General features: G+C 43.4%; 8 protein-coding genes. 1 reads left to right on the forward strand and 7 read right to left on the reverse strand.

All coding sequences use genetic code 11. The features are described 5' to 3' along the window. Window positions 1-116: 116 nt before the first annotated feature. From RIG27_RS14015 to RIG27_RS14040, 6 genes are all read right to left on the reverse strand, one after another. A complete protein-coding gene (locus tag RIG27_RS14015) occupies window positions 117-1,145 on the reverse strand; it encodes a hypothetical protein (protein ID WP_446346045.1) in 1,029 nt (342 codons plus the stop codon). Continuing rightward, a complete protein-coding gene (locus RIG27_RS14020) occupies window positions 1,129-2,307 on the reverse strand; it encodes a glycosyltransferase family 4 protein (RefSeq protein ID WP_446346047.1) in 1,179 nt (392 codons plus the stop codon). Before RIG27_RS14020 ends, RIG27_RS14015 begins: the two co-directional genes overlap by 17 nt. Then, window positions 2,307-3,248 carry a class I SAM-dependent methyltransferase gene (locus tag RIG27_RS14025; RefSeq protein ID WP_446346049.1) on the reverse strand — a complete coding sequence of 314 codons (942 nt, stop codon included), beginning with the start codon at window positions 3,246-3,248 and terminating at the stop codon, window positions 2,307-2,309. The genes RIG27_RS14020 and RIG27_RS14025 overlap by 1 nt, the downstream gene beginning before the upstream one ends. A gap of 10 nt (window positions 3,249-3,258) precedes the next feature. After that, a complete protein-coding gene (locus RIG27_RS14030; RefSeq protein WP_446346051.1) occupies window positions 3,259-5,877 on the reverse strand; it encodes a glycosyltransferase in 2,619 nt (872 codons plus the stop codon). Continuing rightward, window positions 5,874-7,094 (reverse strand): class I SAM-dependent methyltransferase, encoded by a 1,221-nt coding sequence (locus RIG27_RS14035; protein WP_446346053.1) that lies wholly within the window; start codon window positions 7,092-7,094, stop codon window positions 5,874-5,876. The genes RIG27_RS14030 and RIG27_RS14035 overlap by 4 nt, the downstream gene beginning before the upstream one ends. A 138-nt stretch (window positions 7,095-7,232) precedes the next feature. Next, the gene (locus tag RIG27_RS14040) at window positions 7,233-8,522 is read right to left on the reverse strand and encodes an ABC transporter ATP-binding protein (RefSeq protein WP_446346055.1); all 1,290 of its coding nucleotides are present in this window, start codon (window positions 8,520-8,522) and stop codon (window positions 7,233-7,235) included. 266 nt (window positions 8,523-8,788) lie between these two features. On the opposite strand from RIG27_RS14040, the gene RIG27_RS14045 reads away from it, so the two are divergent. Beyond that, window positions 8,789-11,260: an O-antigen ligase family protein gene (locus RIG27_RS14045; protein WP_446346058.1), complete on the forward strand. Its 2,472-nt coding sequence runs from the start codon at window positions 8,789-8,791 to the stop codon at window positions 11,258-11,260. A 61-nt stretch (window positions 11,261-11,321) separates the two neighbouring features. Here the strand turns inward: RIG27_RS14045 and RIG27_RS14050 are convergent, their stop codons facing one another. Beyond that, the gene (locus RIG27_RS14050) at window positions 11,322-13,343 is read right to left on the reverse strand and encodes a polysaccharide biosynthesis protein (RefSeq protein ID WP_446346060.1); all 2,022 of its coding nucleotides are present in this window, start codon (window positions 13,341-13,343) and stop codon (window positions 11,322-11,324) included. Window positions 13,344-13,348: the final 5 nt, after the last annotated feature.

The following is a 13,348-nucleotide window of genomic DNA, read 5'->3' on the forward strand; positions in this document are numbered from 1 at the left end:
TGCTGGGCTTTACTCCTACTACCAGTTCTATGATTGATAAAATTTTGGCTGTAGCTCTTGATTTAATCAATCCTAAACATTTAAGAAATTGGTTTGCTCATTGTTGTTACTGTACCTCATAGCAGCGCGAAGCGCTGTATAAAGGAGTAAAAGCATAATACAGAAACATAGGCTATCTGCAAAGCTTGCATAGATAATACGTTTACTTTTTTACGTAAAACTATTAAAATAATTGGGATAGCGAAGATTAATGAATATACAGGGGAATTGGAAATTAGTCCCACTTCCAAATTAAACATATGATAAGAAAATTGATTAAAGAATGTTTGGGGATTAATAAAGTTGCCCTTTTGTGAACCCACGAATATATCTCCCCCAAACAAATAGGGAGTCACTATCCATAGGAGGTAGACAAGTGCAACGGCAAAAAAATCACGCTTACTGAGTCTATTGTAATGATTTAAAACTAGATAAATAACCCAGGCGACTGAAATAATTAAATAAGTGTGATGCAAAAATTCCAGCGTAGCTATGGTTAATAGCGAATACCCTAAATAAGCGCTTTTGTCTGTTCTCAAGAACTTACAATAAAAATATAAACTCAGTAAAACTAATACTGTACCCGGTACGGAGGGATAGATGGTAATTGAAGAACTGGCAAAAGGTACAATAAAGGCAAAGGCTAAAGAACTTCCGTAAGCCAAGTACTGTTTGTCTGGGGCTAATAGAAAACACATTATTTTGTTGATTAGATATATGCTAACCGCTAAAAGCGAAGCCAGAAAAAAGTATATACCGGGCAGTCCAGCAATTAGATAGAATGGGAGGAGCAATAAACTAAACCAATAGCTGTGTACAGGAAATAAGATACCTTTTTGATATTCTCGCACATGCATGTCTAAAGTAGCATATTGACCAAAATCCAGATAATCTTGCTCGATATAATTATTAAGGAGATTGAGATCATGGTCTTTGATTAGACTGATAGTCGCTAAGACATAATGAGGCTCATCACCTGTGGGAGTTCTATGACTTGCAAAAGAATAGTAAAAATATACAATCAATACAATCAATGCAATAATGAATGAAGCAAATGGTTTAACTTTGGTTCGGTACAGCTTATTAATTTTAGTTATAGCAGTCATCTTGAGGAATTATACTTAAATAATCACAATCTATCTTAGACCAAACATAATGGCTTTTGACAAAGCGTTGCCCTTGTAATCCCAACTGAGAGCTGACGGAGTTTTGGATCATGCCTACAGCCACGATAAATTCATCCTTATTCTTATACCAAAGTCCCCCTTGCGCCCGCCTACACTGTCCCACTAAAACATCACATTGCCCATTAACTAAAACAGGTTTACCCAAAGCCCAAGCTTCTAACAAAACCAGGGAAAGACTTTCATAAGGCGATGACATAACTAAAGTATCACAAGCCGCGATCGCATTCCACTTAGTTTGCTCATCCACAAACCCCAAAGCGAGGATATCTGGATGCTGAGGAATCGGCATAGTGGGCTTTCCCAGTAAGACTAACTTTCTGGGTTTTGTCTCCTGCGATCGCAACTCGATAAAATAGCGAAATAGCTCCTCGCATCCCTTAGACGGATCGATTCTGCCAATATACAACAAAAATGGCTCGTCAATCTTATAGTTGTGCCGAAACGCTGCTGTACTATAAACATCGGGGGGTTCTACCGCCACTCCCACAATTGCTCCTTCACAGTTAGCATGAGGAAAGCGGGCTTGGAGCAAATCCCGTTCTTCCGGCGTATTAAAGATAAACCCACGCGGTTTCTCAAATAACCCATCCCACATACTCAGATATAGCGTCCACTCATTATGAGCTAAAGGCGCTAAATACGCTTTTTGAGCCACCCAGGGTAAGATAAAATAAGTCGTCGCATATAAATACGTGAAAAAGATAAACGCATCATACTCATCTTGACACGCTTTGACATAGTTGATCAGGTCAGGTGACCAAGGTCCTTGAGCTTGCATCCAAGCTTCCTGCTCCTTTAGCGAGACGGTTTTGAGCCGAGAGTAAATTTTATCAGATAACCGATTGAAACTGGCAATATCTCTGGGTTTTGCTACCGGAAACCGCCGCACTTTGACACCCAATACGTCTGAAATTCCTGGCGAATAGTAATTCTGCCACGTCATATAGTCCAAAGCACAAGTTGTCAGGATTTCTAAATCCCAATACTTAGACATCCTTTGGGCAATTTTAAGGCAAAGGGATTCTGCTCCCCCATTAACCTCTAATCCGCAGCGTTGAACAACAAAGGCGACTTTAGGCATTACTCTAGCTGATCGTCAGGATAACTCCGGTATAAAAAAGCAGGCTTTTTCGTCCTGGCTTTTTGCTGGTTTATTGCTCGCACAAAAATATATTGACCTAAATCCAGTTCTCGATGCTTCAAAAAAGGTTTTAATTGAGCGACTGAACAGTAATGATTGGCATTGTTTTTATGAACATCCGCCGTCAACATCGAGTCCATTGTAAAACCCATATAATCCAGTAACAAATTCAACTCGTGCTTATTATATTCTCGATTGTGTCTGCCATAATAACCATAACCCGAATAGGGGTCGTAAATATTAGCCCCAGCAATCATTTTACTAACGTTTTCTAAACGGCTGACATTGGGAGTTGTCAATATTAGCACACCATTTGGCTTTAATACTCGTTTGATTTCCTGGATAACGGCGACCGGATCTATGAGTAAGTGTTCGATAATTTCACAAAATAGAACGACATCAAATTCACCATCTTTAAATGGGAATTTTTCAGTTTCTATGTTGAAATGGAACGATTCAAGTTTTAGGGAACAATGTTTGCTTGTGTAAAAATCTGTGTAGCCTACTTCTTGGACAATGTCCTCTTTAATATGAGAACCAAAATAGTTGGCTAAAACTAATTCGAGTTGAGTAAATGTTTTGAGCAGCAGAGTGGTGAAATAGGGGTTAGCACCTAATTCTAAGCACTTACCCGATAAATCCCGGACTAATCCGTAGGTATACACAAATCGTCTAAAGTCTTGGTTGCAGTAATTCGCCATTTCTTGAGGAGGAGCATCAGCGACTAAAACCGACTTTAAATAATCCCGGAGTTCCGTCTCACTCACTCCTTCAGGCAGAGGTAATTCGGGGTTCAAAGGAAAGACAGTGTTTCCTGTTCTATTTGATGAGTTTTGAAGTTTATGTTTAATTTTTTTTGCCGCTCTAATAATTTGGTTCATTGATAAAGATTTATTGATTTTCTAATTCAACACATAGATTAAGTATCTTTTGATTCACTTCATTTGGGAGAAAACTATCTCGTCTTTTCTGTTGAGCTTTGATTATAGTCTTTCGCAATCTCCAATCTTTGACCATTAACTTGGCTAAAGCAGCAACCTGAACCAAATCATCTTTATTGGTAAACAGAATTCCCGCTTCGCCCAATGTTTCCGGGACAGCACTACTCTTATTTGCCAAAACCGGAACATCAAACCATAGTGCTTCCACTAATGGAACACCAAACCCTTCATGTTCACTCATCGACCAAAATAGATGTGCTGTTCGGTAAAAGGCTAGCAATTGATCCGAGCTAACCAGTCCTGAAACTAAAACATAATCCTTTAAACCGAGTGCTTGTATTCTATCCAGAAGATGACAGCAATACGGATCATTCACATCTCCCCATCCAGCCAGAATTAGCCTCGCATCTTGATCCATCGTCAGGTAATGGTAGAATGATTCTACTAGATGAATCTGGCATTTGTTTGGGCTGATACGACCCACAAAGAGTAAATTTGATTTGCCATCCTGCAATTGCTCCATCAACGTAGCATCTGCGGGCATATCCCACTTGCTTGGGTTTACGGCGATGGGTAAAACTCCGGGTTGATGAAACCCAACTGCTGCGAGTTCCGCTGCATTATAGGCAGAATCGCCTACGGATAAAGGAAAAGATTGAGCCAATTGCTTGAGTTCAGCACGTCCCTTTTCCAGCAGCTGAGCAAAGTCAGGTCTATAGGGGCGAAAAAATTCTGCCGGTGTGATATTATGATAAATTAAGCACTTAGAGCCAGGATGCGCGATCGCATAGTCGGTGAGTTCTGATCCAATCGAGTGGTGGTAGATGATCCCAGCTTGCTCACTAATGTCATTTGGGTTAAATAGTTTGGCTTCATGGGCAACTCGCTCATCAATATAGCGGACAAAAATATCGGATTGATAACCGCAGCGACGCAGATAATCTCGAATGGCTAGTGCTTGATTCGAGATAGCATCACCATAAGCTAGATTGGGAAGGAGTTGATGGATTTCCTTTAGCTTTCCGCGTCTGGTTGGCTGTAGATGCTGTTTGACGGGTGTATAGATTTCGCTGCAGGTAACCGAGCTTTTGTCATGGTTCGCCCAACCCTTCACAACCTTCGAGAACAAGCTCCATGTAGGGAAACATCTGGTGAGATTCTTCACTCCGCTATCGCTACGTTCAGAATGACAGACTTTAACCGGGTGAGATAATCCTAGGGCGACTTCATACCTTTGAATAACCTTATCCCATACGGCATGTTCTTTGGCATAGGCTTGACCCCTCCTCCCATAGGTTACCAGTTCCTCTGCTCCCATCTGGTTAATTTGAGCAAATAATTCTGCCCATTCTACCTCACTGCCGGCTAACCAACCCCCTTGACTAGATTCCACTGCCATCGCCGTTGCTAAACAGTCTCGATTAGCCGCCACAGGCTTCCCGTAAAACCAGGCTTCCATCATCACACGAGAGAAGCTTTCGTTACGGCTGGGTTGAAATAGAGCGATACAGTTGGTAAGTAATGCTGCTTTTTGCTGCTCATCCACTAAACCTAAATCAATGATACCCTGTTCTGAGTGATCAAATGATTGATTACCCGAACCAGCCAGGACTAATTTTAATGTCGAATCTAAATAATTCTGCTTGAATTTTAGATAAGACGTCACTAAAAAATTGGTATTCTTTGTAGGATCACGACGCCCCAAATAAAGAATGAAGCGTTCTTGAGGGAGAGGGAATTTGCCGATAGGATTAGACTGTTGATAGTTGGTTCCGTTTATACCTGCTATTTTCTTCTCTTTATCCCCCCTAGTTTCTTGCTTCCAGACGTTCCACCGGAAGACGTTCCACCGGAACGTCTCTACAAGTGTCGCAGGCTCCATTGAACCCCTATCGGTTACAACATTTTTAGGCTGATTTTGATTAACTTCTATGCCTTCCCCAACGACTAAACTTTTGGGAATAATCCCGGCACTATATAATCGTATCGCCAGTTGAGCTTCACCGTCGCTATTGAATAATAAACCCTTTGCCTGATGAAAAATATTTTCAATTTCCGGCAAACAAGCATAAACTTCATCATGTAAACAGGGCTGCAAAAAAGCATTGCTGGATACAAGGGGCAATCCGTTTAAGATGATGCCATAAAGATAAGGAATAAATAGAAACGCTTGATAGCTTTGGGATTTTTTGGACAAATAATTCAGCAATTTGGGGGAATTAATATTTTCCGAGGAGAAAATAGCCGATTCCCCAGATTTAACCGGATTAACCCCTGGTTTAAGTTGGCAAGGGGGTAAACTTAGCATAACCCGATTAACCTGATCAAACGCTACGCGATCGCGACGAGTCACTGGAAACCGCCGAATGAGTAACCCCGCCTCCCGACTGACTCCAGCTTTAAAGTGGTTCACCGCCCAGTCATCATGAAAGGAACGACAGCAGGTGGTTAGCACTTCAATTTTATGCCCCCGACTCGCCAAACGGGTAGCCACTTGCCAAGCTTGTTGCTCGGCTCCTCCTGTTAGATTTTTACCAAACCAAGGTGTTACTATAGCGAGGGGTTTCATGGTTTATACCCAATCACTGCATAATCTTGTGCACCATAAAAATACTCATTAAAGCGTTCTGCCACTGGAGAACCACTCAGTTTAAACGATTCGTCATAAGGATGGAGATTGATAATATCCACTTGCTCGAATCCACTGTGTTCTAGCATAAATTTTACCAATGCACTAGGCAAGGGTTTGAGGTGGCTCGGATCAATGTAAAAATTATGCGTTCCCACTAAGGCATTCTGAGGATTTGGAGTTTCAAAAATTACTAACCCTCCTGACTGGAGGACTCTAACATTTTCCTCAATCAAGTTTATTAAAACAGGAAAAGGTAAATGTTCAATCAAGTGAAATCCTGTCACCGCACCCAGGCTCGCATCGGGTTGAGATTTCAGATAAGTCAATGCATCAGCTTCAATAACGTTTAGACCTTTAGTCTTACACTGATATAGCATCACCTGATTAATATCTAACCCGCGTGCCACATATCCTGTATCTCGCAACAACTCTAACCATTCCCCCCGCCCACAGCCTAGATCGAGAATAGGCAAGTTTTGGGTGCCAATTTTAGCTTGTTCAATTCGTGGCAAGTAAACCTTTAATCGCTCAAGAATTTCCTCTCGACTACCCCTAAATTTGTCTTCTAGGGCAACATAAAACGAATCAACTAACCTTTTCTCTTCATTGATAAAACTTTGCAGTTGTTCTGACTTCAATAGTTCAGACAATCGGTATTTACCCTGTTTACCCTTATCTAAAATACAATTAATAAGTTGCTGCTGTTGAGCCAAATCATTTTTGATGTCGATGTGATTTTTGATATAACGCTCATCAATCAACTGAAGTTGAGCTTGAAGAGCCGCAATTTGCTCACTCAACTGCTGATTTAGTGTAAAAGATTCTCTTAGCGCTTGAATTAAAGAGAAATTGACAGCGCGTTGTTCCTTGAACAGAAAGGCATACAGTCTTAAAACGAACTTCTGTAATCGTCTACTGAGTGTAAACGGAAAACAATTCAGCTTTTCGGGAAACTCTGTGCGAACTTGAGACTTAGATTCGGCGTTATTGAGAAAGGCTTGTATCTGGTGAGCAAGAAGAGGATTAATGCCAATGCTAGGTTGCCGATTTACGTTTTCTTTACTGAACAGTTTAGTTTGACGTTTGGCTACTTCTTCCCGCACTTTTTCCATTAACTCATCAACATTAATTTCTGGGTTGTTTGCTTCAATCATAAGCTAAAACGCACTTAATATTGTGTATCTCCTGTTGCTTTTTGCCTTCCTGGGGATTGAGTTATCTCAATCTACATGCCGAACAGATTACTCACGATTTAGGAATAATTGAGAGTTCATTCGGGTAATTTCATTAACTTATTGAGCCAGACAAAAAACTGCATCAGCTTTTACCTGGACATCAGCTTGCAAATCGACAACGCCTTCACAATGATTTCCATTAATCACTTCAAACACAACTAAATCATCAATCCAGTCATAACTCAATCCTTCTTGAGAATGCACTCCGACAGTTACCGTATAAATTCCCTTATGCAAATTACACGGGAGTTGAAATTCTACGGTCAAGTCTTGTCCAATGTCAAGGCAGGGTAATTGACAATTTAATAACTGAGTATTCGTACCATACATAACCAACCCCATTAAATTCCGAATAGAAATGCCGACAATGAGATCAGAGAGCTTGGCATTAACGGCTAACTTGACTTTAATGTTAAACTGAGAACCCGTTTCTATCGTCTCTACTTGGCGGTTATAGATATTGGTAATTTTGACCTCATGAATGACAGCGAGTCGGTTTCCATGTCTGTGTTCCTGTAATCCAGGTATAGTTGGGTTGGATTGAGTTTCAGGTTGGCAATGATTGAACTCTAGCCGTTCCCTAGTCGAAAGAATCTCTTGATTGCTACGGGGGTTGTCGGAACTCAATAGCGCCGTATAATGATCAATAACTGGTTTGGGTTGACCCACATCAATGATTGAGCCATAATTCATCAGGACAGCACGAGTGCAAAGCATTTTAACGCTAGCTGAATCGTGGGAAACAAAAAGGATAGTCACTCCTTGGTCTTTAAGCTGACGAATTCGTTTCATGCAACGAGCTTGGAACCGAGCATCACCGACGGCTAAGGCTTCGTCTATGATTAGAATACTGGGATCGATATTCGCTACCACAGCAAAGGCGAGGCGGACTACCATGCCACTAGAATAGGTTTTGACCGGTTGGTCGAGAAAATCGCCGATATCAGCAAAAGCTGCAATGTTATCAAACTTCACGGCTATCTCTTCCCGACTCAATCCGAGAATTTGACCATTAAAAAAGACATTTTGCCGTCCGGTAAACTCTGGGTTGAACCCACTTCCAAGTTCCAGCAAGGCGGAAACTCGACCATTCAGCCAAACCTCACCTGTTGTTGGTGTCAACGTTCCGGCTATGATCTGCAACAGGGTACTTTTCCCCGAACCATTCTGCCCCACAATGCCCAGAGTGTCACCTTGGGCGACTTCCAGGTTAATGTCGCGCAATGCCCAAAACTCTTGGGCGCGGCTTTTTCCTGGCAGTACTATTTCTTTGAGTCTATCTAGGGGACGGTTATAGCATTTATAGCATTTGGAGACATTTGTCAATGAAATCGCAATCTCACTCATCACACCAGTACGGTTTTAGTAACCTCTAGAGGACATCAGCTCACGCTAATCGCGTCGCTGTTCAATTCACACACCACACTAAAACACTACCAAATAAATCACAGTTGCTACACGCGACTGCTTCACCGATTGACCTTTCTGGGTAATATCAGGTTCCGACAAGGCGAGATAAGTTGCCGAAGTGAACAAAACATCCGGTTTCAGAGGTTCTCTTAGGGTAGGATAAACTAAACTAGCACTGTCTTAACGAATACACGGTATATCAAGTGAGTCAGCCTAGATTACGATGGCAGCCGCTTAGCATGGGATTGATATTAGGAATCGTTATCGTATTCCATTTGCTTGTTCCCATCAATCCCGACCATACTCTCCCCGCGATACCTGAGCTGGTGGGAATAGCGCTGTTGAGTGGTATTCTTTCGGGTAGCTTGAGTTTTGGCAAAACACTCCAGCGACGCGATTGGTCATTTCGACGGGGTGAGAGCGTTGTCTTGAGTTTCGTGTGGCTAAGTGTAGTGGGTGTGATGGGATTACGGGCAGTTTGGTCTATCTTTCACACACCCAATCAATCTTGGATACCCTGTCGAATTGTTCCAGGTATAGCCACTAAACTGGAGTGCCTATTGCAGGCGAGTATCACTCAGCACTATGGGTTACGGACATTTTTTATGCTGTTGACAGCAGCAATGATAGGAACCCTAGCGTTTCTGATTGCCCGGATTGTGCGTCGGGGTTGGCAGTTACTCTTCGGGGCTGTAGTTTTTGGTCCTGTGGTGGTTACGGGGGTTGGGTTTTGGTGTATTGGGTGGGGAATTGAACAGGCGTTGCCCAAGAGCTTACTGCATAATGCTTATGGGTTTGAACGGCTAACTCAAATTTTTGGCAATCCCGGTTGGGTGTGGCCCTATTTAGCATCCGGACTTGCCATTACTTTATGGGCAACGATTGCAGCATCGACTTGGGCAAGTCGGCTGATTGGGGCGGGAATCTCTGCTTTATTGGTTCTAGGCGTTCTGGCTACGCAGCAACGGGGCGGACTGTTGCTCTGTATGGTTTATGTGACCATCTGCCTCTTTTATTGTTTAGCTTGTGGTTTGAAACGCAGAAGCCTTTCTATCTTGGCACTTGGGGGAATCTTGTTGGCGGTTTTAGGCAATGTTCTTTACTCTCTTTTTAACCATCAGGAGGGTTTACAGGACATTGCTCAGTCCATTGGCTATAACTGGAGAGCCAATCCTTTATCTTTGGATACAGCAAGACTGGACATCTGGAAAGCGGGGTGGGAGATATTCAAAGAAGCACCGATTTGGGGACATGGATACGCGAGTTGGTTCCAAGTGATTTCAGACTATGGGTCAAAACACAACATGACGTATGTGTTGGATACGGCTCACAACTTATTAATGCAAATGCTGGTAGAACTTGGGTTACTACACAGCTTACTTGTTCTGGGTATTTTGAGTCTGATTGCTGTAACAGTCTGGCAAAATTCCTGTTTGCTGCCTAGAGGCAAATTACTGTTCCTTTTGGCACTGAGTTCTTTTATTATCCCGTCACTGGTACAAGAAATTTACTATATCCGCCCAGTTTTTTACCTGCACGCTCTTTTCTGGGGAACTCTAGCTGGTTTACCGTTTTGCTCCGATTACTCCCAATCAAACTACTTACCAGTGATTCACCACTCTGAATTAAATGTTTGTCATGAGCGTTTAAGCGCTGGTGGCACTAAAGTGCAGACTACAAACCCAAATTATGTCGGTATTATTAAACCTAACTTTGATGGTGAGGTAGGGAGTAGATTAGCCAAAAAGCCTCAACATCAGTGGCGTGAAAGACTGGATCAATTCTGGTGGCAAAAAGAAGGGTTGGTGAGTCAAACAGGTTTTATTTTTAGAGGGACTTTTTCCGGGTTAGCAGGGATTTGCCTGTTTTTAATTTTCTTTTGTACGTTGATCTTTAGCTTTGGCGGATTTCCATTTGAAGCTAATTTGACACAGCCTAGTTCAAGTCTAATGCGTTGGTTAGCCCCCTCTGTCAAGCTGGCAGCTTTCGCCACGCCAGAGGGAAAAACCTATTCAGTTTTTACCACTTATCCCGTCGAGAAACCCATAAGCGTAGATTTTATGGAGTCTGACAATCAATTCCGGATTACGGTGAATGATAAGGCTGAACTCGGATTGCCCCTCGCAAATGGGAATCGGTATTTACCTAGGAAACATAAACTATCCTTCTCAACGGCTCAACCTGATGGCACTCGTTGGATCAGTACCCAAGTCTTTTATCCCCCTGTACAATCTAATCTGGGTATAGGGTGGTCGAGAAATATGTATGATTGGGAAACAAATTCAGGGCGGGCTGGACGGTGGTGTGATAAAAATTGTACATTTCTCGCCAAGAGTTGTGAACGGCGCGATCGCTTAGACTTTACGGTTCAAGCTCCTAGACCTGACTATTCTCAGGCTCAGCCTCTATCTTTCCAGATATCTGTCTACAGTTTGACAGACATGAGTGAGTTTTCAGCCAAAGTTTTACAGAACTTACCTCAACCCCTGGCAACTGTTGAAGCGCAGTTAGAGGCGCCGGATGAGGAACAGCCTTTTCAGTTCAATAGTACACAACAAACCCTCTGGTATTTGGTACAGATTCAAGCTCACTCAGTCTTCAATCCCAAGTTACAAGGGTTTTCCCAAGATGATCGGGATTTGAGCGTATTCGTTGGTGACGCCGATTGTTCCTAGCACAAAAAGGCAGACGGCAGATGGCTTCACAGACGGAATATTTCCATTTATTTATATTTTTCTATTTCTTCTGAATTATTAATTTTTTGGATGATTCTAGAATCGAGACAAAATCTTGTGACAGTAACCATAACTGATCAGCAGGCAAGTTATTATTTTTTGTCTCTGAGAGGGTTTTAATAACGGTTAGGAAAGCTTCAATTGATGGCAATGGACTGGACACTTCCAAAATTTTAGGATGATCGGTCTGCGCCACTTTTTCATGAGAATTCACTAAGGATTCATGCAGTTTCTCTCCAGGACGCAATCCGGTAATCTTAATTGGGATGTCCAGTTCTGGCATGAAACCCGCTAACTGGATCATTTGTCGTGCCAAGTCTAAGATTTTTACAGGTTGACCCATATCCAGGATTAAGGTTTGACCGGATTCTCCCACCGCAAGGCTTTGAATCACAAGCTGAGAGGCTTCAGGAGTGGTCATGAAATAACGAGTCATATTGGCATCAGTGACGGTAACAGGACCCCCTCTGGCAATTTGTGCCTGGAAAATTGGGATCACACTACCACGACTCCCTAAAACGTTGCCAAAGCGCACCACAAGAAAGCGGGTTTGGCTTTTGGCGGCGCACGCTTTAACCAGGAGTTCGGCTAACCGCTTACTTAAACCCATAAAGTTACAGGGATCAACGGCTTTGTCGGTAGAAATGAGGACAAACGTGTCTACACCCTGTTGTTCCGCCAGTTGTGCTAGGTGAGCCGACGCTAAAGCATTGTTCTCTAGGGCTTCAGTGGGGTTATGCTGCATCAAGGGAACGTGTTTATGAGCCGCCGCATGGAAGACAATTTCCGGTTGCCAGGTTTGGAAGATGTTCTGGATACGACGCTGATGGCGGATATCGGCAATAATTGGTGTCGCCTTCAGGTTGGGGAAATCGCGGCGCAATTCTTGCTCAATGTTGAAAATGCTATTTTCCCCGCGTCCCAGTAATAGGAGGTGGTGGGGTTCGAGACGGGCAAGCTGGCGACAGATTTCTGAACCAATCGTACCGCCTGCACCCGTAACTAGAACCGTGCGCTGATAGACTTGCGATCGCGCGGAGGGAAATTGCTGATTAAATTCATCGGCAAAGTCCAGTTTAATCTCCGGGCGTCCCAGGATATCCTGGATTTGGATGGGTCTAGCTTGGGGAGTCAGGGAGCGATCGCACAACAGTTCGGCTTGTCCCGGTAACACTTTCAGTTTCAGGGCGCTACCCTGGGCGAGATCCACCAATTTACGGATTTGGGATGCCTTAGCCGAGGGCATAGAAATTAGCACTTCATCGGCGTTGAGGCGTTTGGCAATGGGTACAAGCTGGGATGTCGTACCGAGAACCTGTATACCCTCCACTTTACGTCCTATCTTCGTGGGATCATCATCCAGAAAGCCGAGAATTTCTAAGTTAAGCTGGCGATTTTGGTTGACTTCCTGGACAATTTGTGATCCTGCCCGCCCCGCACCGACTAATAGTACCCGCTGGGGATCTTTGGGTGAAGCTGTGCGATCGCGTGGGTGATACCGAACCAATCGACGACGGGCGTAGCGTAGGGCGATCATCCCCATCACACAAAAACTCCAGTCAATCACCGCCACACCCAAGGGAATTCCCGAAAAGGAGGTAAAGCGGGGAATCAGTAAGCGAGTGATGACTAGAAGCAGTAAGGAATAGAGGGTGATCGACTGGCAAAGGGTGGTGGCATCTTTCAGTCCAAATAAACGCCAGACTTGCTTGTACAGACCAAACATGGCGTGCAACAGCAGACGCCCTGGAATCGCCAATAGGGGCACCATCCCAGCCAGAGTTTGGTGAGAAGCGGGAATCTGACCATCAAAGCGGAACCAAAAAGCAAGGCTACAAGCTGACCAAGCTACAAATCCATCGAGTCCGAGTTGTCCCAATCGATATGCGGAAGGAAAGAGCCTTTTTTGGGGCATGAACGGCACCTCTAAGGCAATACTGGCTGCAACAAGGTATGATACATTGGCTTTAACGTCCTGGCTAGGATCACTTTTGTTCCCCACAGACAAGCCTATCAGTTGCACAAAAG

This window comes from Coleofasciculus sp. F4-SAH-05 (assembly GCF_040222985.1).
GTDB lineage: Bacteria > Cyanobacteriota > Cyanobacteriia > Cyanobacteriales > Coleofasciculaceae > Coleofasciculus > Coleofasciculus chthonoplastes.

What these genes read in the sequence shown, in the direction of transcription:
- RIG27_RS14015 (WP_446346045.1), bottom strand. Translation starts at nt 1,145, where the DNA reads ATGACTGCTATAACTAAAATTAATAAGCTGTACCGAACCAAAGTTAAA.
- RIG27_RS14030 (WP_446346051.1), bottom strand. Translation starts at nt 5,877, where the DNA reads ATGAAACCCCTCGCTATAGTAACACCTTGGTTTGGTAAAAATCTAACA.
- RIG27_RS14040 (WP_446346055.1), bottom strand. Translation starts at nt 8,522, where the DNA reads ATGAGTGAGATTGCGATTTCATTGACAAATGTCTCCAAATGCTATAAA.
- RIG27_RS14020 (WP_446346047.1), bottom strand. Translation starts at nt 2,307, where the DNA reads ATGCCTAAAGTCGCCTTTGTTGTTCAACGCTGCGGATTAGAGGTTAAT.
- RIG27_RS14035 (WP_446346053.1), bottom strand. Translation starts at nt 7,094, where the DNA reads ATGATTGAAGCAAACAACCCAGAAATTAATGTTGATGAGTTAATGGAA.
- RIG27_RS14025 (WP_446346049.1), bottom strand. Translation starts at nt 3,248, where the DNA reads ATGAACCAAATTATTAGAGCGGCAAAAAAAATTAAACATAAACTTCAA.